The 22,525-nt window shown below is 46.5% G+C and carries 21 protein-coding genes; 5 read left to right on the top strand and 16 right to left on the bottom strand.

The genetic code is table 11. The features are described 5' to 3' along the window. Nucleotides 1-57 precede the first annotated feature (57 nt). The gene (locus tag A8709_RS22295) at nucleotides 58-1,596 is read left to right on the top strand and encodes a Ppx/GppA phosphatase family protein (RefSeq protein WP_065855294.1); all 1,539 of its coding nucleotides are present in this window, start codon (nucleotides 58-60) and stop codon (nucleotides 1,594-1,596) included. On the opposite strand, the gene A8709_RS22290 is transcribed toward A8709_RS22295, so the two are convergent. Beyond that, the gene (locus A8709_RS22290; protein WP_084225307.1) at nucleotides 1,562-3,721 is read right to left on the bottom strand and encodes an RNA degradosome polyphosphate kinase; all 2,160 of its coding nucleotides are present in this window, start codon (nucleotides 3,719-3,721) and stop codon (nucleotides 1,562-1,564) included. The genes A8709_RS22295 and A8709_RS22290 overlap by 35 nt on opposite strands. 184 nt (nucleotides 3,722-3,905) lie before the next feature. Here A8709_RS22290 and ytvI point away from each other — a divergent pair, with 184 nt between their 5' ends. Then, nucleotides 3,906-5,042, top strand: coding sequence for a sporulation integral membrane protein YtvI (ytvI, locus tag A8709_RS22285; RefSeq protein ID WP_065855292.1), 1,137 nt, complete (start codon nucleotides 3,906-3,908; stop codon nucleotides 5,040-5,042). Between the two features lie 45 nt (nucleotides 5,043-5,087). Here ytvI and A8709_RS22280 read toward each other — a convergent pair whose 3' ends face one another. The 8 genes from A8709_RS22280 to A8709_RS22245 all read right to left on the bottom strand — a co-directional run bounded on the left by A8709_RS22280 (nucleotide 5,088) and on the right by A8709_RS22245 (nucleotide 14,418). Next, nucleotides 5,088-5,480 carry an FxsA family protein gene (locus tag A8709_RS22280; RefSeq protein WP_065855290.1) on the bottom strand — a complete coding sequence of 131 codons (393 nt, stop codon included), beginning with the start codon at nucleotides 5,478-5,480 and terminating at the stop codon, nucleotides 5,088-5,090. A 3-nt stretch (nucleotides 5,481-5,483) separates the two neighbouring features. Further along, nucleotides 5,484-5,933, bottom strand: coding sequence for an acyl-CoA thioesterase (locus A8709_RS22275; RefSeq protein ID WP_065855288.1), 450 nt, complete (start codon nucleotides 5,931-5,933; stop codon nucleotides 5,484-5,486). A gap of 130 nt (nucleotides 5,934-6,063) precedes the next feature. After that, a complete protein-coding gene (gene pyk, locus A8709_RS22270) occupies nucleotides 6,064-7,818 on the bottom strand; it encodes a pyruvate kinase (RefSeq protein WP_065855286.1) in 1,755 nt (584 codons plus the stop codon). After that, nucleotides 7,811-8,791, bottom strand: coding sequence for an acetyl-CoA carboxylase carboxyltransferase subunit alpha (locus A8709_RS22265; RefSeq protein WP_065855284.1), 981 nt, complete (start codon nucleotides 8,789-8,791; stop codon nucleotides 7,811-7,813). Before A8709_RS22265 ends, pyk begins: the two co-directional genes overlap by 8 nt. Further along, a complete protein-coding gene (accD, locus tag A8709_RS22260) occupies nucleotides 8,781-9,647 on the bottom strand; it encodes an acetyl-CoA carboxylase, carboxyltransferase subunit beta (RefSeq protein WP_065855282.1) in 867 nt (288 codons plus the stop codon). The genes A8709_RS22265 and accD overlap by 11 nt, the downstream gene beginning before the upstream one ends. Before the next feature lie 66 nt (nucleotides 9,648-9,713). Beyond that, nucleotides 9,714-9,902: a hypothetical protein gene (locus A8709_RS22255; protein ID WP_028554922.1), complete on the bottom strand. Its 189-nt coding sequence runs from the start codon at nucleotides 9,900-9,902 to the stop codon at nucleotides 9,714-9,716. A 261-nt stretch (nucleotides 9,903-10,163) separates the two neighbouring features. Further along, on the bottom strand, nucleotides 10,164-10,664 hold the full coding sequence (locus tag A8709_RS22250) for a phosphatidylglycerophosphatase A family protein (RefSeq protein ID WP_065855280.1): 501 nt from the start codon (nucleotides 10,662-10,664) through the stop codon (nucleotides 10,164-10,166). Nucleotides 10,665-10,785: 121 nt separating this feature from the next. Beyond that, the gene (locus A8709_RS22245; protein WP_065855278.1) at nucleotides 10,786-14,418 is read right to left on the bottom strand and encodes a DNA polymerase III subunit alpha; all 3,633 of its coding nucleotides are present in this window, start codon (nucleotides 14,416-14,418) and stop codon (nucleotides 10,786-10,788) included. Nucleotides 14,419-14,543: 125 nt separating this feature from the next. On the opposite strand from A8709_RS22245, the gene A8709_RS22240 reads away from it, so the two are divergent. From A8709_RS22240 to A8709_RS22230, 3 genes are all read left to right on the top strand, one after another. Continuing rightward, nucleotides 14,544-14,876 (top strand): YtrH family sporulation protein, encoded by a 333-nt coding sequence (locus tag A8709_RS22240; RefSeq protein WP_065855277.1) that lies wholly within the window; start codon nucleotides 14,544-14,546, stop codon nucleotides 14,874-14,876. Further along, nucleotides 14,873-15,364, top strand: coding sequence for a sporulation membrane protein YtrI (locus A8709_RS22235; protein WP_065855275.1), 492 nt, complete (start codon nucleotides 14,873-14,875; stop codon nucleotides 15,362-15,364). The genes A8709_RS22240 and A8709_RS22235 overlap by 4 nt, the downstream gene beginning before the upstream one ends. Before the next feature lie 83 nt (nucleotides 15,365-15,447). Then, nucleotides 15,448-15,741: a YtpI family protein gene (locus A8709_RS22230; protein WP_065855273.1), complete on the top strand. Its 294-nt coding sequence runs from the start codon at nucleotides 15,448-15,450 to the stop codon at nucleotides 15,739-15,741. Here A8709_RS22230 and A8709_RS22225 read toward each other — a convergent pair. The 7 genes from A8709_RS22225 to A8709_RS22195 all read right to left on the bottom strand — a co-directional run bounded on the left by A8709_RS22225 (nucleotide 15,738) and on the right by A8709_RS22195 (nucleotide 22,375). Next, nucleotides 15,738-17,066, bottom strand: a complete 1,329-nt coding sequence (locus A8709_RS22225) for a DRTGG domain-containing protein (protein WP_065855271.1) — start codon at nucleotides 17,064-17,066, stop codon at nucleotides 15,738-15,740. The two genes, A8709_RS22230 and A8709_RS22225, sit on opposite strands and share 4 nt — an antisense overlap. 191 nt (nucleotides 17,067-17,257) lie before the next feature. Further along, on the bottom strand, nucleotides 17,258-17,536 hold the full coding sequence (locus tag A8709_RS22220; RefSeq protein ID WP_065855269.1) for a hypothetical protein: 279 nt from the start codon (nucleotides 17,534-17,536) through the stop codon (nucleotides 17,258-17,260). A gap of 126 nt (nucleotides 17,537-17,662) precedes the next feature. Further along, on the bottom strand, nucleotides 17,663-18,391 hold the full coding sequence (gene nfsA / locus A8709_RS22215) for an oxygen-insensitive NADPH nitroreductase (protein WP_065855268.1): 729 nt from the start codon (nucleotides 18,389-18,391) through the stop codon (nucleotides 17,663-17,665). Between the two features lie 839 nt (nucleotides 18,392-19,230). Further along, a complete protein-coding gene (locus A8709_RS22210; RefSeq protein WP_167357152.1) occupies nucleotides 19,231-20,286 on the bottom strand; it encodes an acyltransferase in 1,056 nt (351 codons plus the stop codon). A 165-nt stretch (nucleotides 20,287-20,451) separates the two neighbouring features. Further along, nucleotides 20,452-21,021 carry a ferric reductase-like transmembrane domain-containing protein gene (locus A8709_RS22205; protein WP_065855264.1) on the bottom strand — a complete coding sequence of 190 codons (570 nt, stop codon included), beginning with the start codon at nucleotides 21,019-21,021 and terminating at the stop codon, nucleotides 20,452-20,454. Beyond that, on the bottom strand, nucleotides 21,018-21,989 hold the full coding sequence (locus A8709_RS22200; protein WP_065855262.1) for an FAD:protein FMN transferase: 972 nt from the start codon (nucleotides 21,987-21,989) through the stop codon (nucleotides 21,018-21,020). Before A8709_RS22200 ends, A8709_RS22205 begins: the two co-directional genes overlap by 4 nt. A gap of 26 nt (nucleotides 21,990-22,015) precedes the next feature. Then, nucleotides 22,016-22,375 (bottom strand): hypothetical protein, encoded by a 360-nt coding sequence (locus A8709_RS22195; RefSeq protein WP_065855260.1) that lies wholly within the window; start codon nucleotides 22,373-22,375, stop codon nucleotides 22,016-22,018. Nucleotides 22,376-22,525 lie beyond the last annotated feature (150 nt).

The raw sequence follows: 22,525 nt of genomic DNA, 5'->3' as shown, positions 1-22,525 counted from the left end.
TAGATTGATACAATGTAACCAATGCATACGTGAAATTGGCTAAAGAGGAGCGACACTATGAGCAACCACACAACCAGGATTGGCATCATTGATATCGGATCCAACTCCATCCGACTTGTCATTTATGAAATAAATGCCCAAGGGGCTTATCGCGTCGTGAGTGAGCATAAAGATTCTGCAAGACTAAGCGAGCGAATGGATCACAATGGCGTTTTACATAACAAAGATATGATTTCCATCGTACCCATCTTGACGCATTACGCCATGCTTTGTCAATCTCAAGCCGTTACAACTGTGCGAGCTGTTGCCACAGCAGCCGTACGCAACGCCGCCAACACCGTAGAAATCGTCCGCTTCCTGCAGGAGCAAACCGGACTACAGATTGAGGTTTTGAGCGGGTATGAGGAAGCACGTTTTGGCTATCTTGGCGTGATCAATTCAATGGACATCCGCGATGGGATGATCATTGATATTGGCGGTGGCAGCACGGAGGTTACCTTATTGAAGGATCGTCAGCTACTTCAAAGTTTCTCTTTTCCTTTCGGTGCCGTAAACACCACGCGCCAACATATGAAGGGTGCTAATTTGACCGTACAGGAGATCGCGGATATTCGCAAAATGGTCCAGGACGCCCTAGCGTCACATCCATGGATCTCGAATTCCCCTGGGCTCCCTATGGTTGGATTAGGAGGCACGATCCGTGCATTGGGTAAAATGAGCCGTAAACGGAACAAATATCCGCTGCAATTAGCTCATAATTATGTGATGCAGCCTGGTGAGCTTCAGGAATTTTCATCTCTTTTATCCGCGTTACCTATTGATAAAAGAAAAAAAGTCGATGGTCTCGCGAAAGAGCGAGCCGATATTATGGTACCGGGTTTACTCATTCTGGAAACGATCTTCGACGCGGCGAAAGCTTCGTCATGTATCATTAGCGGATCTGGCTTGCGCGATGGGCTTTTCTTCGAGACCTACAATCCCAAACAACCCATCAAGCCGGATGTTTTGGAAGCAAGCCTTCAGAACATTCTCACCCTGCATCCAAATGCTTCAGAAAAGCATGTGCGCCATGTTGATAGCTTAGCAATGCGGCTTTATGATGTGCTGGCACCTTCGACGGAAATGGAAGCACGCGGCCGTCTCTTACTTCATACAGCAGCTTTACTCTATCGCATAGGTGTCAGTGTGCACTACTATCAGTACCTAAAGCATACGGAATATATGATTCAAGAAGCTCATATCGATGGGCTAAGCCATCGGGAAATCATTATCGCTTCCCTGATCGCGACGTTCAAAACAAAAAATCGGACCCAACAGCAGGCACTTGCGTACAAGGACCTATTGCAGGAATCCGATTTGGCTTTAATAGTGAAGTTAGGTACGTTACTTCGATTGGCCATCGCCATGGATTTTAGCGAGATACAACCGATACAATCCCTGCAAATTCACCTTGGTAACAAGGTGATCGGTTTGAAACTCCAATGCGTGAATACTCCCCATTTGGAGCTCAAAGAACTTCAAGCTCAATCCAAAGAATTCGAAAAAACGTGGGGGCTCAAGCTTACTGCTCAAGCCGAAGTTTTTTCCATGAAGTAATCCGCATCGCCTCGAACTGGCTCCGATAAGGGGTCAGTTCATTTTTTATGCGTGTGTACATCCCATTGGACATCAGTTCTCTTGCTTTGACATTGTCATGAAGTGTCACATTAAGAATCTGAATCATCATTTTTTTCATTTCATGATCCAGCACCGGACACATCAACTCGATCCGGCGTGTTAAATTACGCGTCATCCAATCCGCGGAAGAAAGATAGACATCGACATGGCCGCCATTTTCAAAATAATAAATACGCGAATGTTCCAAGTATCGGTCTACAATGCTTCGCACCGTAATATTCTCACTGAGACCAGGTACCCCCGGCCGCAAGCAGCAAACACCACGAATGATCAGCTCGATTTTCACACCGGCCTGCGACGCCGCGTATAGCGCATCCACCATTTCTTGATTGGATAATGAGTTCATTTTAGCAATAATCTGCGCAGGTCTGCCTGCTCTTGCATGTGCCGCTTCGCGTTCAATAAGCTCGAATAGCTTATCTTTTAGATCCGTTGGCGCGACGGCAAAGGACTGCCAATCATGGGGCGCCGAATAGCCCGTAATCTCGTTGAAAAGCGCCGACGCATCTTCACCAATGACACTGTTGCAAGTAAATAGACCCACATCCGTGTATAGGCGTGCCGTACTGTCATTATAATTACCCGTTCCCACATGGACGTATCGCCGAAGTGTTTGCTCCTCTTGACGAACAACGAGCGTAATCTTCGCATGAGTTTTGAGTCCTACGAGTCCGTACACGACGTGACAGCCCGATTTCTCCAGCATTCTCGCCCACGCGATATTTCGCTCCTCATCAAACCTTGCTTTCAGTTCAACGACGACTGTGACTTGCTTGCCGGACTCAGCGGCTCTTGCCAAGGCTTGAATAATCGGTGATTTACCACTTGCTCTATAAAGTGTCATTTTGATCGCTAAAACGTGTGCATCGTACGCTGCATGGACAATAAAGTCTGTTACCGCGTCGAACGTTTCGTACGGGTGATGCACGAGGACGTCTTTGGCCTTGAGAACATCGAAGAATTCAGCGGAATTGGCTGTATCTTCAAACTCTACTGGATACTTCGGCGAGATCCGCGGAAAACGCAGATTATCAAAGCCATTTAGCGTATTGGCCAGCTTCATAAAGTACGTAATATCCAGAGGTCCATCTATTTCGAAAATTTGCTCCTCAATCTCGAACTCTTCCTGTAATTGCGCAAGTGCGTAAGGATGAATCCCCTCTTGTACCTCTAATCTCACAGGAGCGCCCCAACGTCTGCGTCTAAGCTCTTTCTCGATCTCTTCCAGTAAATCCTCCGCACCTTCTTCATTAAGCGTTAGATCCGCATTGCGGGTCACACGGAAGCCATGTACGGAAATTGGGATATATCCACTGAACAGCGATTGAATATGATGCTCAATTAACTCTTCAAGCAGAATAAACTCCGTTTTCTTACTGTTGGAACGGGTAGGAACAGGGATGCAGCGAGATAAATTACTCGGTATTTGAACAATGGCGAAATAAGGCTCCTCATCGAGATCTTCACCATCACGAACAAGCAGTACAGCTAAATATAAGGATTGATTATGTACAAGTGGAAACGGCCGGCTTTGATCCACTGCCATCGGTGTTAATACGGGAAAAATAATATCATGATAGTAGGAGTCCATGGCTTTCTTCTGAGACGCATTCAGATCTTCGTATTCCGTGAAAACGATGCCTTCCTTGATCAAAAGACGCGTTACTTCGCGGTACGTTTTGTATTGCTCATGAACCATTTTCGCCGTGCGCTTCATGATTCGTTTAATAAGTCCTGCTGGCGTATAACCCGTAAAATCTTTTTTCGTATAGCCCGCTTTAATTTGATCCTTGAGTCCTGCGACACGAACACTCATGAATTCATCGAGGTTGCTGGAAACAATCGACAGAAATTTCACACGCTCTAGCAGTGGCGTACTTGCATCTTGCGCTTCTTCAAGTACACGCCAATTGAACTCGATCCAGCTCAGATCACGATTTAGGTACTTGGTTGAAATCTCTTTAATCTCTTTAATCTCTTTGATCTCTTTGAGGTCCTTGAGGTCTTTAACTTCTTTCAGCTCTGGTTCGCGCGCAATACTCATAAATCCTCCAATATTTTCCCAATTTTAGTCATCTTCTATCTTCATTGTACTATGGGGGATAGGGGGCGACAATCCAAATTCCCGCATTTCATTATATTAAGATTTTGTAAATATCATGATATTTCCGTATTTATCCATGTTCTGCTACAATGAAAAGGACTTGATACAAGGAGTGATTCCTACCATGGGTATCTTAAATCCGCGTTTGGTTCACCAAATTTTTAGAGGTATCTGGGTGGCATTGATCGTTTTTTTGTTGGCTCTTGCCTTTTATTATATCATCCCACTGATTTACCCCTTTATTTTCGGTTGGATTATTGCACTTATGCTGAATCCGGTTGTTAATTTTTTTCAATTCAAGTTAAAACTACCCAGATGGTTATCCGTTGCCTTGTCTATGCTCTTATTCCTAGGCGCGATGGTCACAGCCATTACCTTACTAGTAGCCAATATCGTTGTCGAGTTAGGTTCTCTGGCGGACACGATTCAATTGCAAATCAACCGATGGGTAGAGCAATTCAATGTATTTATTAACTCGGTTACTTTCCAACAATGGATTGAGAGGGTCAATGAGTTTTTTGAAAATAACCCGAAGTATCAGGAAACCGTCAACACAAATCTTTCCTCAACAGCAGGCTCTATTGCCGATGTGAGCAAATTGGTCATTTCCTATACCTTCTCAGCACTTAAAGGATTCCTAACTTCTCTGCCTAACATTGCAACGATTACGATTATTGTCATGCTGGCCTCGTTCTTCATCAGTAAAGATTGGTACGGCTTGATCAAACGGTATAAAGGCATTTTCTCCGATATGATTGTCAAAACGACAAAGTTGATTCGAACGGATCTGCAGAAAGCGCTGTTCGGTTACATAAGAGCTCAATTGATCCTGGTTTCCCTGACGGCCCTCGTGGTGATCATAGGCTTACTCGTACTTCGTGTTGATTATGCCATAACGATCGGTCTACTTACAGGCTTAGCGGACTTGATGCCCTATCTGGGAACAGGCGCAGTCATGGTGCCGTGGATCATCTATGTCTTCTTTGCACAAGGCAATATTGCGCTCGGCATCGGGCTTAGTGTTCTATATGGGGTCATCGTAATCGCAAGACAAATCATGGAACCTAAGGTACTCGCTTCATCCGTTGGTTTAGATCCGCTAGCTACATTGATTGCCATGTTCGTAGGTTTAAAGCTGTTCGGCTTGTTGGGGCTTATCATAGGCCCTGTCTCTCTCATCCTCATCACTGCCTTCTACCGCGCAAGAATTTTCCATGATATCGCGGCTTACATCAAGAAAGGCTCGGCACCTCCGGAATAGGAGGATGACCGAGCCTTTCTTTTGCATATGCGTAAAAAAATCATCTTATCTGCGGATAATGTGCATATTGCCTTTCCCGATTTGTTTACGAATAAGGGCAAGAAGCAATACCTTAAAGATAGGCCTCGTATAAGGGAAGACGAACAAGAAGCCCACAATATCTGTGATGAACCCTGGTGTAATCAGCAAAATACCGCCAATAAATATACAGATCCCATCTAAAATTTGCTGAGCTGGCAATTGACCCTGCGACCACTCAAACTTCGCATACTCCATCACTTTCCGACCCTCACGCTTCGCAAAGTATGCACCCAAGAAGCCGCTGGCGATCAGGATCGCAAAAGTGAGCCAACCTCCAATTAAATGCCCAAGCATAATGAGCAGCGTAATTTCTATCACAGGCACGAGAATAACAATCGCAATAATCCAACGTAACATAGCTCAGTCTCCCTCCGAATAGGTAGCGATTAGCTGCCACAATTCTGGCGCTTCCTTTTCTATACGTACTGGCTTCCAAGAAGGATTCACCCAAACATGCCCTGTTGTTCCTGTCACCAGTAATTCTTCTGGTAATTCCGGATTTTCGATACTAATTCTGCGAATTTCATAAGCAAATTGCAGCCGTACGCTGCTCATTAGCGACACACGTGTATAAATACCCACCTGATCGTCGTAGCGAGCTGGCTTCTTGAACTTGAGATCCGCTTCCGTCACGGGAAGCAGCAGCCCTTTCTCCTCTATTTTCCGATAGGGGTAACCTAGGGATCTAATGAGCTCCGTTCGTCCAATCTCAAACCACGTCAAATAGTTCGCATGATACACAACCCCCATTTGATCCGTTTCTTGATAGCGCACACGCAGCTGATGCTGATGCCAACGTTCCTGACTCATGTGATGAATCCTCCTGCGATTACTTTGTGATTCAAGTATAACATAGGTGGTGAGACAGACCTGCATGGAGGTGCGTGGAAAAAGAAAAAAGAGTGAAGCAAGATACGCTCGCTTCACTCTTCGTTATGTCTTACAGAACGCTCGCTTGTCCAGAGTAGATAACGCCTACTTCAGGATAGATCGACACTTCTGTTCCGTCTTTGATTAGTTCTACAGCATTCTCAACGCCTACGATAACTGGGATACCAAGGCTTAACGCAACTACTGCCGCGTGAGATGTGATACCGCCAACTTCTGTAATCAACGCTGAAGCTCTTTGTACAGCCGGCATGTATTCTTTATCTGTTGAAATGGTGACTAGTACAGCACCGTCAACCATTTTCTCATTCGCTTCTTCTGGTGTACGAGCTGTTACGACGATGCCCGTTGCCGTTTGCATCCCGATCCCCGTACCCTTGGCAATCATTTCACCAACGTGATGAACTTTGATCAGGTTTGTTGTTCCAGAGCGGCCAACTGGCACACCTGCTGTGATGACAACGATGTCGCCTAGAGATACGATGCCTGTTTTGATGGAGCTATCCACAGCAAGGTTGAACAACTCGTCCGTTGTTTTCGCTTCAGTGCCCATCACCGGAATAACACCCCATACAAGGGACAAACGGCGAATGACTTGCTCGCTAGGTGTAACCGCGATGATTGGTGCTTTTGGACGGTATTTGGACACCATACGCGCTGTGTAGCCACTTTCCGTAGCTGTTAGAATCGCTTTCGCGCCCAACTCCAACGCGGAGTTAGCAACTGCTTGTGAAATCGCTTCTGTCACAGTCACTTGTTGTGCTTGCGCTTGGCGAAGGAAAATTTCTTTATATTCCAAAGCAGATTCTGCACGCTCAGCAATACGAGCCATCGTTTCAACAGATTCAACTGGATATTTCCCAGCAGCTGTCTCACCTGACAACATTACTGCATCTGTTCCGTCGAATACTGCATTCGCAACGTCACTTGCTTCCGCACGTGTAGGACGTGGGTTGCGTTGCATGGAATCAAGCATCATCGTAGCGGTAATAACCGGTTTACCTACGATGTTACACTTTTTGATCATTTGCTTTTGAACAACAGGAACATCTTCAGCTGGAATCTCAACACCCAGATCTCCACGAGCAACCATCAAACCGTCGGAAACTTCAAGAATTTCGTCAAGGTTATCAACGCCTTCTTGGTTTTCGATTTTGGAGATGATTTGGATATGTGAAGCATTGTGACGCTCCAGCAATTCACGAATTTCCATAACGTCGCTTGCTTTACGAACGAAAGAAGCTGCGATGAAATCTACGCCTTGTTCGATACCGAACACGATATCATTCGCATCTTTTTCAGTGATACCTGGAAGGCTGATTTTCACGCCTGGTACGTTAACACCTTTTTTACTTTTGATCGTTCCACCATTGACGATACGGCACTCGATCTCCGTTCCACGAATATCAACAACCGTAAGACCAATCAAACCGTCATCGATCAGGATCGTTGATCCAACTGCAACGTCACGCGGAAGGTCGGAATACGTAACAGAGATACGGTCTGTATCCCCTAGAATTTCTTCTGTAGTCAAAATGATGTGCTTGTCCTGAACAAGCTCAATTGGCTCTTCTTTTAATTTCCCTGTACGGATTTCCGGACCTTTGGTATCAAGCAAAATTGCAGCTACTTTACCTGTTTCAGCGGAAGCTGCGCGAAGGTTACGGATACGTGCGCCATGCTCCTCAAAATCACCGTGGGAGAAGTTAAGACGAGCGACGTTCATGCCCGCCAATAGTAGTTTCTTTAAATTTTCTTGTGATTCACTAGCTGGTCCAATCGTACAGACAATTTTCGTTTTACGCATGGTTAGTGTTACCCTCCTGATTGAATGTGAACCGACCGATCTCTCTAAATTTACGGTAACGGTCATCGAGCAGCTCTTGTTCGTTCATACTTAGCAATTGCTGAAGCTGTTCCCAGATCGCTGATTTAATATGTTCGGCTTGTGTTGCCAAATCGCGGTGTGCACCGCCCTTTGGTTCCGGTATAATCCCGTCGATCACGCCAAGTTCAAGAATATGATCGGCTGTAATCTTCATAGCTTCTGCTGCGTGTAATGCTTTGGAAGCATCTTTATAAAGAATTGAAGCCGCGCCTTCTGGGCTAATAACCGAGTAGATCGCGTTCTCCAACATTAACACCTTATTCCCTAAACCTAATGCCAAAGCGCCGCCGCTGCCGCCTTCTCCAATGACAATACAAATGATCGGCACACGAAAAGAGGCCATTTCCAGTAGATTTCTGGCAATCGCTTCTCCTTGACCGCGCTCCTCAGCAGCATTCCCAGGGAATGCCCCTTTGGTATCAATAAAAGTCACGATCGGACGTTTGAACTTGTTCGCTTGACGCATCAAACGAAGTGCTTTACGAAATCCTTCCGGATGCGGACAGCCAAAATTGCGGGCAATATTGTCCTTCGTATCTTTCCCTTTTTGGTGGCCAACAACCGTCACGGGTACTCCGTTCAGCTTCGCTAGTCCGCCAACAATGGCTAAATCATCGCCATACAAGCGATCTCCATGAAACTCGATGAAATCTGTGAAAATCGTGCCAATATAATCAATCGTCGTCGGTCTTTGCGGATGACGAGCTAATTGCATCTTCTCTGCCGAACTCATCGAGGCATATAATTCATCCTCGAGCTCTGCGTATCTTTCTTCCAAACGGCGAATTTCTTCTGAAAAATCGATCTGCTTCTCTGCGCCAAATTTACGCAGCTCAGCGATCTTACTTTTTAGTTCCGCCAGTGGCTGTTCAAACGGCATTTCACCCGCCATAAGTCGCCTCCTCCTTCGTTCCGTGCATGTCTAGCAGCTTAATTAACGTCGGTCTCATATCCTTGCGGCAGACGACCTTGTCGAGCTGGCCATGCTCGAGATTGAATTCAGATGTTTGGAAATTCTCAGGTAATTTCTGTTTAATCGTTTGCTCGATAACGCGGCGGCCTGTGAATCCAAACGATGCCGCTGGCTCCGCAATAATAATATCACCAAGCATCGCAAAACTAGCCGAAACTCCACCGAAAGTCGGATCAGTAATAATGGATATGAATAGTCCGCCTTCTTCGTTAAGCTTGGACAGCGCTGCGCTTGTTTTGGCCATTTGCATAAGACTAAGAATACTTTCTTGCATACGTGCGCCACCAGATGTGGAATAAATGAGAATCGGAAGCTTTTTCTCAATCGCTACTTCGACGGCTCTTGTCATTTTCTCACCAACAACGGAACCTAGTGAGCCACCCATAAAATCAAAGCTCATTGCAGCAATAATAACCGGATATCCGCCAATCGTTCCTTGACCCGTCAGAATCGCATCTTGCAACTTCGTGACGTTCTTCGCTTTGTCCAATTTCTCGACGTAATCAGGAAACTGCAAGGGATCCTCAGAAATCATGTCTGCATCAAATTCAACAAATTGACCTTCATCGAGTGTAAGTTGAATTCGTTCTGACGCGCTTAATCGATAATGATAGCCGCAAGCCGTACACACTTTCAGATTCTTTTCAAGCTCTTTGCTTGTTTGAATCGTGCCACACTTCGGGCATTTATTCATTAAACCTTCAGGAATATCTCGTTTTGTTCTCTCGGAAGGAATCGTTGCATATTTTCGCTTTTGAAATAAATCCTTTAGCACATTTCCACCTCTACTTGGCTATGATCTGCATTCCCTGACAAGCCACGGTTCTTAGTTCATCTTTCACTATCTATGTAAAATAGAATTGAGCACTTCTTGAACTTCTTCCAGCTCCCCTTCGGGAACAACAATTTCGAATTGATTTTTGGATAAAGAGATGCCTCGAACTTGTACGAGAAAACCTTCTTCCGTCAGCCTCTGTTTAATCCGCTCTGCAATTTTCGCAGTAGGAGCTATATAGATCACCGTCCACATGAATAAACCTCCTATGACGTGCAACTACTAACACTAGGGCAAGTAAGCAATGACGATTATGACATCCTTTATACGCATAGGCACACACAATGCAATAATGATAGCATAATTTCACTTTTGCCCGCAACAGAGCACATCCATGAAAAAAAATAAACGGCTGCACGTTCCGCTTAGAACGAGAGCGTTTATCAAGGAATATAGTCGATTTATCATGGGAAACATGTAAATTCTTCTAGGTATCGTAAGTCTGATCAACCACACTTAGTCCAGACGGTGTTTAGCGCTATAATCAGGCGCATGCTCATTCTGATGAGCAATTCTAGCAGAGGCAGCAGCAGCCAATCCACAAATTAAGTCATCCAGAAAAACATGCACAGAACTTCTGTCGTCATTCAACGCTCGAATAATGCCTATCTTTTCCTTATCCAAATATCCAAAACTTGTTAGTCCAATCATACCGTATACATGCACAATCCCTAAGGCAAGTGTCTCATCAACGCCGTACAGGGGTTCATCTACCTCAAGAATGGACTGCAAGGGCTCTGGCAGCATCTTCTTCTCTGCTAATTCATCCAGCGCTATCCCCGTGTAGAGGGTATACTGCACTTCGCGTTTGGAAAGCACCGCCATGACACTGTCTGCGCATTCCTCAAGCGTAAGCTGATCGTTATACGGCTTCTGCAGCTTGTATACGATTTCGGAGACTTGTTCCACGGACACGCCGCGTTTCTGGAGTAATTGGATCATGTGTTGTTCGGTCATAAATCCTCCTCCTAGCATGGGATGCTTTATGAATTGTCGGGTTCCTATTCATATGCGGAGGAAGTCGTTTTTACCACAATAGAAAGAAGTTTTCGGAAGCCGAAACCTTCTTTCGTTATTCTTATTTCACTCGAACAGAATCTGTACCCATGATCGTCTCAATCATTCGGAGCAGATCTTTCGACGGATCGACCCGATACTGGTCGCTCAAGGCCAAAAGCTTGTTGCTGCTTTCATAGAAAAGCGCAACCGCGAGCTGGCCCTTATGCAGCTTGAGCAGCGCCTTCAGCTGCAGCAGCTTATCCGGCTGCTCACAGCCAGCCGAGATCTTGACGAACACCCGCTGCGGCTTCGCCTCAGCAGCGGGGTTGGTGCGCGCTGGCTCTGCGCCAGCGCGGGGTGCTGGGCGGCCCGCTGCGGGGGCCGCCGCAGTTAGCGGAGCGGCGCTGCGCGCGCCGCTCTGAGGGGCAGCCGAGCGCGGCGTACGATCCCTGACATCGTCAGGGGATCGTCTTGACGCCGCAGGCTGCCGGCGAAGCCGCTGGACGGCCTCTGGGTCGTCCAGGGCAGCGAGCTGCTCCGCGAGCAGCTTCGGCGGATCCTCGTCCTGGAGCTGCAGCTTCGCGCGGACGAGGACGAGTCTGCCCTTTTGCACGAGCGAAACAGCTTTCTTCCAGGTCTCGGGGAACAAGACCACCTCGACTTTATCGATGCGATCCTCCAGCTCCATGAAAGCCATCGGATCGCCTTTTTTCGTAACGATCGTCTTCTGAGACAGGATCATCCCTGCGACGAGCACATCGCTATGATCAGGCAACTCCGTTAGCTGATGCAGCATCACCGCATCCAGCTCTGCCAGCTGCTCCGCATAGGCATCCAGCGGATGACCAGAAATATACATGCCGAGCAGTTCCTTCTCAAGCTCCAGCTGTTTACTTTGCGGCATTGGCGGGATATTCGGCACTTCGACCTCCCAGTTCGGCTCTTCCACAAAACCGAAAAGATGAAGCTGCAAATCATCCCGCTCCTTGCGCCATTTCGTAGCAGAGGCAATCGTTTCATCCAGGATAGCGAGATGCTGAGCACGATGCCCTCCGAGTGAATCGAAAGCGCCTCCTTGAATAAGCGATTCAACGACTCTTTTATTAACTACGCGAAGATCAACTCGGCGGCAGAAATCTAACAAGCTCTCGAAAGGAGCCTTCTTTCTCTCGGAGAGAATCGCATCAATCGCCTGTGTGCCTACGTTCTTAATGGCGGCTAGTCCGAATCGGATCGCTCCAGCAGCTGAGTCTGGCGTAAACACCGTTCCACTGCCATTGACATCTGGCGGCAATACTGCCAGCTTCACACGGCGGCACTCATCTACATATTCCGCCACTTTTCGGTGATTCCCCATAACCGCAGTTAACATGGAAGCCATGAAATAGATTGGATAATGTGCTTTGAGATAGGCAGTTTGGAATGCAAGCACACCATACGCCGTCGCATGCGCACGCGGGAAGCCGTAGTCTGCGAATCGTACGATCATATCGTACACATGATTCGCCTCATCCGCGTTAAAGCCTTGCCGTAAGCTGCCTGATACGAAATGGGTACGCTCTTCATCGAGCACTTCCCGTTTCTTTTTGGAAACGGCTCTACGCAGTAGATCTGCTTCGCCTAAGCTGAAGCCTGCCATTGACGAGGCAATCTGCATAATTTGCTCTTGATACACAATAATGCCGTACGTATCGCGCAAAATCGGTTCCAACGTTGGATGTGGATAGACCACATCGACTTGCCCATGCTTACCCGCAATGTATTTCGGAATAAATTCCATGGGACCCGGCCGATATAAGGCAAGGACCGAAATAATGTCTTCAAATTCAGAGGGCTTCAAATCCTTCAGAACTTTACGAACACCAGTCGACTCCAATTGGAAAACACCGGTTGTTTCCCCTCGGCTGAGCATCTCATAGGTCATATCGTCGGAATCCATATCGAGGAGGTCGAAGTTAATATGGACCTCTTCCATTTGCGCAAGCCAGTCCACCGTTCGTTCAATGATGGATAGGGTCCGAAGACCCAGGAAATCCATCTTAAGGAGGCCAATCGCCTCCAAATGCTCCATTGTATACTGCGTGAGCGCTGTTTGTGTCGTTCCTTCTTGCAGCGGAACATAATGGGTCAGTGGTTCACGGGAAATAACAACACCCGCTGCGTGTGTAGAAGCATGACGCGGCATCCCTTCCACACGCATCGCCATCTCCAGTAGTTCTGCAGTCTTAGGCTGTCTGGCTACCATCCCTTTCAAGTCTGAACTCACTTGAAGGGCTTCCTTCAGCGTCATACCCAATTGATTCGGAATCGCCTTAGCCGCCCGATCTACATCCCCATACGGCACATTAAGAACACGTCCAACATCTCGGACAGCTGCCTTAGCCGCCATCGTTCCGAAGGTAATAATCTGAGCAACATGCTCATGCCCATATTTGGCAACCACATAATCAATGACTTCATCCCGGCGTTCATCGCTAAAATCGATATCGATATCCGGCATGGAAATCCGTTCTGGATTCAAAAAACGCTCAAAAAGCAGTTTATATTGCAGCGGATCAACATTCGTTATCCGAAGGACATAGGCGACTAAGCTTCCAGCGGAGGATCCTCGTCCTGGGCCTGTCATAATCCGTTTCTCATGGGCAAAACGAATGAAATCCCACACGATTAAGAAATAATCGGAGAATCCCATTTTCTCAATAACACCAAGCTCATACGCTAGCCGCTCTTCGGCCTGCTTTCTCACTGGATGGTTCCTGTCATCCCAACCTGGCTTGCTGCCATAACGCTGATCCAAACCTTTTTTGCAGAGCTCCTGTAGGTATTCGCCAGCTGTTAGCCGCTCAGGGATCGGTCTAAAGCTTGGCAAAATCGACTTACCGAACGTCAGTTCGAGATCACAACGGTCAGCCACCACAGCTGTATTCGTCATCGCTTCGGGAACATGAACGAATAAACGCCGCATTTCCTCTTCGCTTTTCAAATACATCTGACTTGTTCCCATTTTGAGACGATCCGTATCATCTACGGTTTTACCTGTACCGATACAAATCAGAATATCCTGCATCACATGATCGGGTTCGGTCACATAGTGCACATCGTTCGTGGCAATTAACGGTATACCGGTATCTTTGCTCAATTCGATCATCGAAACCATGACTTTTTTCTGCTCAATCATGCCGTGGTCTTGAATTTCCAAGAAGAAATCATCGCCGAAAATATCACGATAGCGTTCAGCCGCTTTCCGAGCTTCTTCGTAGCGATTATGAAGCAAATGTTGGGAGACCTCGCTGCCTAAGCATGAACTTAAACAGATTAGTCCCTCTGAATACTGAGCCAAATGTTCTAGATCGATACGCGGTTTATAGTGAAAGCCCTGTAAATGGGCAATCGACGTGAGCTTCATGAGATTTTGATAGCCTTGGAAATTCTTAGCGAGCAAAAGGAGATGATAGATCGGCTGTTCCTGCCGGGTCCCTTTATCGCGAATAGAACCTGCCGTGAAGTAGACCTCGCAACCAATAATGGGTTTGATGCCTCGCTGTTTGCACGCTTTATAGAAAGCAATCGCCCCATACATGACACCATGATCCGTCAAAGCCAGAGAGGTCATGCCAAGATCAGCCGCTTGTGCTACAAGCTCCTCCATGCGTGCTGCTCCGTCTAATAAGCTATATTCACTATGCACATGCAGATGTACAAACGAACTCATCCGCAATTCCCCCCTTCTTTCTTGAATTATTCCTTACATTTTATCATATTGAAGCCAAGCAGTCCCATACAGTAGATAGAGAGAGTTTGTCCTCCTAACTCAGGTAGAAAGGAAGCGATGGTTGCATGGCTGGTTTCTGGGCAAGTATTATCATGTATTTCTGCATTGCATTTGGGGTCGTATTCGGAGGCAGTATGTTAAGTGGCATCGCAGCCGTATTTACACTTCAATCCCCAACGGAGAAAATGCTCACCATTTCTGAAAATATTAAGATCTGGGCCATGGTTGCTGCGGTTGGCGGCACGATTGATCCGATCCGCTATATTGAAAGTCACGTGGCTCTCGGTCAGATCAATCCAGCTATCAAGCAGATTATTTATATCATTGTCGCCTTTACGGGAGCACAGTTCGGGACTTCCCTCATTCAAATGATCTGCAAAGGGGGCCATCAACCTTGAGAATCCCGCCTTTTGCCCGATATCAACGACTCCTTGCGAGCTTCGGAATATTCGTATCGGGCGCGATCGTTGGGAGCGCCGTGTATATGAGCATTCACCAGCATACATATAATGAGTTATATGTACAAATGCATAAATATTTGGAAGAAAACCATGATCTTCGTGCTGATATCGACAATTTAAATAAGACAAAAAATAAGCAAACCTTGATCAATGTCATTAACGTCCATCTCTTACCGAAATCCCAGACAGATCTCATTAGCGAAGATATTCAAAAAGAGATTGAAGGCGATGTGAAAGGTGAGTTAAAGCTCGTTATTGGTCAAAAAGCTACAACCGTGCGAGATTCTCAGGCACTGTATGAGCGTCTGATTACGCAAAGGACCTATTTTCTTCATGATAAAAAATATGTCGTTGAGGTCAAATCGATTATCTTGATTCAGACGGAAATGACGGTATGGATTACGGCCGAAGAAAAGAAAACGTAACATCCGACAAGTCGAATATTGCAATCTAGCGTTAAAATCGCTAAAGTTAATTGTAAATTCACTTAAAGGGACGGATTGTAGCCATGCACGCCATTCAACTCATCTTATTTATTCTTATCTGCCTTTTGCTAGGGTTTACTGTGTACTACAGCATTCGCTCCAGACGTGAGCCTGATGCAGCCAAAAGAGGCTTGTATACGGCCCGTATGAACATCTTCATGGGGTTGATGCTTGTACTCCTCGCCATCACGCAAATCTTTTTCTTCAGTGAATCCAGCTTCCGCCGAATTTTCGGCACGGTTCTTGTTCTCATCGGTGTGTTCAATGTTTTCGTTGGTATTCGCAACCATGGACACTTCGACCGCTTGCTCCGCTAGATCACTTGTGCAGTTAACATCGCTTTGGAAACTAAGCCGCCTGCATGATAAATCTCAACATCGATCTTGCCAAATTTACGGCTCACCTCAATGATGGTGGGTCGTATTTCTATTTTGGAATCGATTTGAAGCGGCTTCAGGAAATAAGTCGACATGTTGTCCATAACGAGATCCCCCTTCTTGTGCTCTTGCACAATCCGGTAGGCAGCCTGTGTCATCAACGTGGTGAGAACCCCTTCTGAAACCGTCCCTAGATGGTTCGTCATCTGCGGCGTAATCACTCCGTGGAACTGCAGCTTGCCTTTCTCATCCCTAACCTCTTCCATTCCCGACCAAATTAAATCTTCAAAGGTTTCACCGTTCTGCGGCTGCTTCTGTATCGACTGCATCGCTTTCAGAATATCGCTGCGATTCAGTACGCCCACAATTTTGCGATTCATATCCACGACTGGCAGCAGCTCAATTCCTTCCCACACCATCATGTGGGCGGCTGAGGCTACCGATGTTTGGGGTGTGACGGTCAAGGGATTTCTCGTCATTAATTTCTCGACAGCTTGTTGCGCGCTCGCACCAACCATATCCTTTGACGTTACCACACCAATGATCCGATTCCATTCATCAACGACCGGGAACCGGCTGTAGCCTGTGTCCTCTGACATACGCTGCCAATCCTTCAAGGTGCTGTTCGCTTTCAAAGCGAAGAGTGCAGCGCCAGAAGCGAGGATATCTTCGACGAGCATGATTTTCTTTTTGATCAGGCGATCGTAGATGGCTCTATTAATCATGGATGCGACCGTAAAGGTATCGTAACTGCTCGAAATAATGGGAAGCTCCAGTTCGTCCGCCAGTACTTTGACCTCGGTACTTGTGTTAAAACCGCCGGTAATGAGCACGCCCGCACCTTGCTCTAAGGCACAAATATGAGCGCGGTTCCTGTTACCCACGATCAGCAGGCTGCCCGCCTCAATGTAGCGCATCATGGCATCCTGTTCCATCGCACCAATGACGAACTTGTGCAGCGTCTTATGAAGCCCTTTCGCCCCGCCTAACACCTGGCCATCCACCATGTTTACCACTTCAGCGAAGGTCAATTTATCAATGTTCTGGCGCAGCTTTTTCTCCACACGCACAGTTCCGATCCGCTCTTTCGTTGAAACGAGTCCTTGATTCTCGGCTTCTTTGATCGCGCGATAAGCTGTGCCTTCGCTGACTTCCATATTTTTGGCAATTTTGCGAACCGAGATCCGACTCCCTAACTTCAAGTCTTCAATATGGCGCAAAATCTGCTCATGCTTCGTTAAATTATCTACGGAATGTGACTCCAACTGTTACACCTCACCCACAAGATCCTGTATTACTCTGTACTACTAGTATAATCGTTCTACCATGTAAGAACAATGAGGATTCCCATGAGAAAAGCATCCAACCCTATTGGATTGAATGCTTTATTTTCATTATACCAAACATACGTTCGAAGTCAAAGGTTCATCATAGGACTGACGATTCCTGCCATACCTTATTTACGGAATTGCAGCAACTTGCGTCTGCCTTGGACAAGCTGCTCCATTTGCCATTTCTTCATCCGGTTGATGCGGAGCTGCTGTTGGCGTTTTTCTTCATCTACACCAAGAATTTGGTGCAAGTGTGCGGCAATGATGAGCAAGGCCATCACAAGCCAGATGACACTAAATATCATCGGCAAAGAACCCAACTCACGAAATTGTAATTGTGGTATGGAATAAAATAACATGCCGACCGCCAGACTCATGTACACGACATTTTTGAAACCTTTCACTCGAATCACACACCTTTCGCTCAAAATAACCTCGAACCTGTCTCTACCTACTTCCATTGTATGAGACAAGTTCTAGTAATATGAACGCGAGTGTCGATTGTAAAAGACAAGTACACTGAAAGTGAGCTATTCTACCTCGTAGCCTTGCCTGCTTAAAAATGCTTTCATATGCTTTCTTGGCCGCAGTGCTTTCGCGGCCATTTCCTTCGACCAGGTCGTATCGGTGCTGCCACCGGTACGCTCTTTCATGTAGTCGCGGATCGTCTCGTCGTACGACTCGACCGCGGCTTGGTTAGGCGTATACCGATTCTCATGGTATACGGCTTCAAGCGGGAGCCGCGGGCGCAGCAGCGGCTCTTGATCCGGCATGCCGATGCACATGCCGAAGACCGGGTACACGAGCTGGGGCAGGCCCAGCAGCTCGGATACTTCAGCGGGCTTGTTGCGCAGCCCGCCAATATAGCAGACGCCGAGACCGAGTGACTCGGCCGCAACGGCTGCATTTTGCGCAGCTAATGCAGCTTCGACTGTGGCAATGATGAGATTCTCAGCATTGCCTGTGATTGGCGTGTCCCCGTGACGGTGGGCCGCCTCCGCGTAGCGGTGCAGGTCTGCGCACCACACGAGGAATAACGGACACTCGCTGACGTAAGCTTGATTGCCAGCGAGCTCGGCGAGCTGGTTCTTCAGCCCAGCATCAGACACGTGAATAACGCTGTAGGCCTGCATATTACTTGACGTTGAAGCAGCTTGGGCGGCTTTCAGGATCGCCTCTCGTTGCTCCGTACTAACGGGCTCATTTGTAAATTTGCGGATAGAGCGATGTCTTTGTAAAAGATCAATGATTTCATTCATTCGTTGTTTCACGCCCTTCTATTGATTTCTTTCAGTATCCTTGAAATGTGGACATTTTTCAAATCCTAGTACTGTTTGAATAGTGCACCCCAGCGACAAAGGCGCTCAAAGATGCAAAAGTACAAGCTTTTTCCTCTTACGGTAACGCCTCAAGTGTGGCGTACTGGGAGATGAAGCTTCCAGAGAATGATTGCTGATAAGTATAAGTAGCTAGCGGAACTGGCCGGGCACTATGCTGAGATAGAGTTTCTTAAAGTGGGATTGTCGATAAGTTTAAGTAGCTAGGAGACCAAGGGTTACACTAGAGGGCAATGGAATTCAATAGTCGGATTGTTGATAAGCATAAGTAGCTAGGAGACCGACGGGGTGAAAGGGGGCGCAGTACTGCGAGATGGGATTTCTTAAGTGGTTTAAGTAGCTAGCGGACGAGAGGTAGCTAGCTACCACCTTTTAGTGTAAATACCGCTCTCAGAGCCGATATCGAGAATGTTCGTTCTAAATAAGAGAGATCTCTGCCTTTTTTACAAATAAGCACATATACGTCCCCCCCAAAGATCTCAAACCTGCAAATCTGCAGGTTTTTACCTGCTAATGCCTCACAGAGGGGAATCCATGCATAATACATCCTTTCCGCGTGAAATCTCCCTTCTAAGAGGAAAACGCTCAGACTACCTGCATATCCGCAGGCATTCTAGCTTTTCAAGTAAAAACTCCGCCAAAAAGCTGCAGTATCGCAGTTTTTGGCGGAGTAGGTTAGGGATGACGCTAGTGATGACTTTACACCTGCTCTTACTCTTACCTTTACCTTTACCCTCTCACTTGCAGCGCTCCAAACATCCCTATTTCAATATAAGTTTCCGACCTTTTCGGTACAGCAACGTAAGCGTCCAAGGAATACCTACAATTAATACAAACACGATGCCATTATATAGGTTAAATAACAGGATGGAGCCCGGCATAGTAACTTTGTACTTCCATAATGACAATAAAGCCGGATGCATCAAGTAGACACCGAATGAAACTAAACCAAGTGAAACGAAAAAGTTCGCCACTCGCTTCCATCGCAATAAAAGCTCTTTAGCCATCCAAATTAAGCTGACACCGATGCCCAAACTGTAGAGGAGCCACATGATTTCGTACCAGGTATTTTCGAAGGAATGTCCCCGTGAGGCTAACAAATACATACCTGCGTACACCAATCCGCTTAATAAAGAAGCAGGAATGACCCATCCCTTATTCCGTTCCAGCCAAGCGCGGAAATTCGCATAGTTCAGGCCGATCGCGCCCCCAACAAGGAAATATCCGAAATATGTAATACACAATTCAGGTTTGTGACCAATTGTACCGAACCAATGGCTGTAGATATATACGCCTGCTTGAACGGCCAACCCCCAGAACGCCAGCGTTTTACGGAACCATGTGGCATTCCTCACACCCCACACGAGCAGCGGGAACAAGAGGTAGAACTGCACAATAATAATCATAAAATACAAATGATAGCCAGAATCCGCCCATTTTAACTGCTTCAGAAATACGCTTAGATCCACTTTTATGGGATGATCCGGCGTCCATAACCACGGGTTATATATATAGTAGAAAAACGACCAGACGATATACGGGACAAGCACTTGACGTACACGTTTCCAATAAAAAATGCCAGCCTGCTTCGCACTCCAATTATCCCCATAAATATAGAACAACACGATACCGCTTAGAAAAATAAATACTGGCACAGCGAAATAAGCGATTTTGTTCAAAAATAAAATAAACAGCTGGGTTGAGCTGCCTTTCAAAGCAGGATCCACTGTCCAGTCCGCCGTCACATGAATGAGAACAACGGCAAGGATGGAAATTGCTCTGACAATATCAAGCTCCGTAATTTTTGCTTTAGCCATATCGATTCCAGTCCTCATTTCTTAATCCATACCTTTTAACTATAGTCATTTTCGACATGTTTCGCAACAAGTTGACGACAATTAAAAGCTGCACGATCCTCCTGGGATAACTGAGTTGAATGAAGAGATAGACAAGCTTCTTTATAAGCTCAAAAAGCCCCAATCCTATAGATTGGAGCTCCTCACTTTCAGTTGACGTTTCCGTGCGGAAAACTGGAATCGAAGTACTGTTAGACTAACAAGGATCGCTGCGGTTCCAAAGTACATCAATATAGCCCAGCCTTGTTTACTATCAGTCCCTATGAGTGTGCCGTGGAGCAAGGACAATGCAAAAATGGGATAAGACAAGAGATGAAAGGCAAGCCAAATTTTTCTTTTTAACTTATTGCGAATATCGGTTGTGAACAGCACCAGCAGTATGCCATACATGGCCAGGGTTCCTATGCCGTTCAATATTGGGTTATGTTTCGCGGTAAAAGGGATTACCAGTTCCGCCCAGTCGAAAGGCATGAAAGTATCTATAATAAGTAGGACTGTATGCAGAAGTGCAAAACAAGTTCCCGTTACATTCGCATACGTATGCCAACGTAATACTTGGCCCTTCTTATGACCTTTTATTTGAGGAAAACTATATATAATCCCTAAAGACATTCCGAGGAACAATGTCAGATAGGAGAGTATGCCAAAGGTACGAATTAACATCCAAGTTGGTAATCCTACGAGAAAATGAATCATAAGTGCCGTGCTCCTTTCAACCCTTTCCATTCGTATGCCAAGTCGTTGGCTGCCGATTTCAGCTGAAATAAATCACCAGATGAGGTATAGAGAATCGCTTCCATTCCCATGCCTTCTGTTCTACGCCTAAAGAGAGGAACGCCCTCATCGATTCCAAGCATGCACAAAACTTTGGCCCACACCTCGCAGGCAATTACATCTTTGCCGACAACCGTGCATTGCACGACGGTAGACGTACTGGGCCTCATCGTACGTGTATCCATGAGATGATGCATCTCACCTTCATTGGTGCGCCACCTTCTGCGAAGCGTGCTGGAAGTGGCAACCGCGCCAATTGCCAATTGCAGTGTAGCTTCATCTGATTCATCGACTGCAAAAGGATTCTCAATACCAACGATCCAGGGCTGATTAATCGCTGCGCCACCCCACACGACAACATCACCACCCGCGCTAATGAGACCTCGTGCAACTTGCCACTCCTTGCGGAGTTGATGAGCTACTTGCTGTGCTGTCCAGCTTTTTACAATGCCTCCGAAGTCCAACTGTTTATGGGACGGGATTCGTATCGATTTCATCCATGGATCCATATGGAGGGCCTCACTTGAAGACGAGATAGGTGAATTATGTTCAACTTGCATCGTACGTCCTTTTATTCTCTCAAAAGATTGTCTATATCCAGCTCGTTGCAGCGCATGTCCTACACAAATGTCAAAAGCGCCATTCGTCTGCTCTTGATAATGCCTCGATAACGTAAGTACCTCCATCATAGAATTAGAAACGATACTTGTCTGCCCGCTCCGCGCATTGAGATAAGAACATTCACTATTAGGGAGAAACCGGCTAAATCGTTCTTCCGCATGGGAAAATCCATCAAGGATAGGGCTTTCTAGCATGACTAATGGTGTTTCCGACTCTACGAGAACCTGCATCCGCGTATTCATTGCTCGAAAGGTAAGCTCGTGGAACATAGGCCTTCCTCTCCTATCAAATAAAGTTAAGATGCGTGACTTCTCGTATGCGTCTGTGTCTGATTCTGGGTTTGATTCTGTGTCGAGTTCTGATTCTGGTTCTGATTCAACGTTCCTGAAGCATCTCCCGATGGGTAGAGTCGTTCTCGACTACTGCCTCTCCGATCCATCCTATCACTTGAATTTCTGTCGAATTGCCTTTCTGAGGAGCGAGAGTCCGTTATTTGGGGAGTCACGCTCGCCGTCACATTCTCTTTGGTCGTAGAAGCCTCACGAACGGCGGATAGAAATTCTGGACTTTGTTTCACTTCCTGAAATAAATAGACCACTATCATTGCGCTAACCAATCCAATTTGCCATTTTGTCCATTTGGAGGATGCCCTCATTCTTATTCCCTCCCAGCGTCAACACCTATAAACCTAAGCTAATTATACGTCTTAATGTCATTAAAATCCTGAGTAATGCCTAAAAAGTAGCTGAATACTCCCTGAAGTATGTTTGAAGAATGGGCGCTTTCCTTCAGAAGCCTAGGCACC

It is taken from the genome of Paenibacillus pectinilyticus (genome assembly GCF_001700435.1).
Lineage (GTDB): Bacteria > Bacillota > Bacilli > Paenibacillales > NBRC-103111 > Paenibacillus_E > Paenibacillus_E pectinilyticus.
The sequence above is the reverse complement of the archived record's forward strand: the minus strand, read 5'-3'. Positions and strand labels throughout refer to the sequence as shown.

What these genes read in the sequence shown, in the direction of transcription:
- ytvI (WP_065855292.1), top strand. Translation starts at nt 3,906, where the DNA reads ATGGGTATCTTAAATCCGCGTTTGGTTCACCAAATTTTTAGAGGTATC.
- A8709_RS22230 (WP_065855273.1), top strand. Translation starts at nt 15,448, where the DNA reads ATGCACGCCATTCAACTCATCTTATTTATTCTTATCTGCCTTTTGCTA.
- A8709_RS22280 (WP_065855290.1), bottom strand. Translation starts at nt 5,480, where the DNA reads ATGTTACGTTGGATTATTGCGATTGTTATTCTCGTGCCTGTGATAGAA.
- A8709_RS22255 (WP_028554922.1), bottom strand. Translation starts at nt 9,902, where the DNA reads ATGTGGACGGTGATCTATATAGCTCCTACTGCGAAAATTGCAGAGCGG.
- A8709_RS22250 (WP_065855280.1), bottom strand. Translation starts at nt 10,664, where the DNA reads ATGACCGAACAACACATGATCCAATTACTCCAGAAACGCGGCGTGTCC.
- A8709_RS22240 (WP_065855277.1), top strand. Translation starts at nt 14,544, where the DNA reads ATGGCTGGTTTCTGGGCAAGTATTATCATGTATTTCTGCATTGCATTT.
- A8709_RS22275 (WP_065855288.1), bottom strand. Translation starts at nt 5,933, where the DNA reads ATGAGTCAGGAACGTTGGCATCAGCATCAGCTGCGTGTGCGCTATCAA.
- A8709_RS22200 (WP_065855262.1), bottom strand. Translation starts at nt 21,989, where the DNA reads ATGTTCCACGAGCTTACCTTTCGAGCAATGAATACGCGGATGCAGGTT.
- A8709_RS22295 (WP_065855294.1), top strand. Translation starts at nt 58, where the DNA reads ATGAGCAACCACACAACCAGGATTGGCATCATTGATATCGGATCCAAC.
- A8709_RS22205 (WP_065855264.1), bottom strand. Translation starts at nt 21,021, where the DNA reads ATGATTCATTTTCTCGTAGGATTACCAACTTGGATGTTAATTCGTACC.
- A8709_RS22245 (WP_065855278.1), bottom strand. Translation starts at nt 14,418, where the DNA reads ATGAGTTCGTTTGTACATCTGCATGTGCATAGTGAATATAGCTTATTA.
- nfsA (WP_065855268.1), bottom strand. Translation starts at nt 18,391, where the DNA reads ATGAATGAAATCATTGATCTTTTACAAAGACATCGCTCTATCCGCAAA.
- pyk (WP_065855286.1), bottom strand. Translation starts at nt 7,818, where the DNA reads ATGCGTAAAACGAAAATTGTCTGTACGATTGGACCAGCTAGTGAATCA.
- A8709_RS22210 (WP_167357152.1), bottom strand. Translation starts at nt 20,286, where the DNA reads ATGGCTAAAGCAAAAATTACGGAGCTTGATATTGTCAGAGCAATTTCC.
- A8709_RS22195 (WP_065855260.1), bottom strand. Translation starts at nt 22,375, where the DNA reads ATGAGGGCATCCTCCAAATGGACAAAATGGCAAATTGGATTGGTTAGC.
- A8709_RS22290 (WP_084225307.1), bottom strand. Translation starts at nt 3,721, where the DNA reads ATGAGTATTGCGCGCGAACCAGAGCTGAAAGAAGTTAAAGACCTCAAG.
- A8709_RS22265 (WP_065855284.1), bottom strand. Translation starts at nt 8,791, where the DNA reads ATGGCGGGTGAAATGCCGTTTGAACAGCCACTGGCGGAACTAAAAAGT.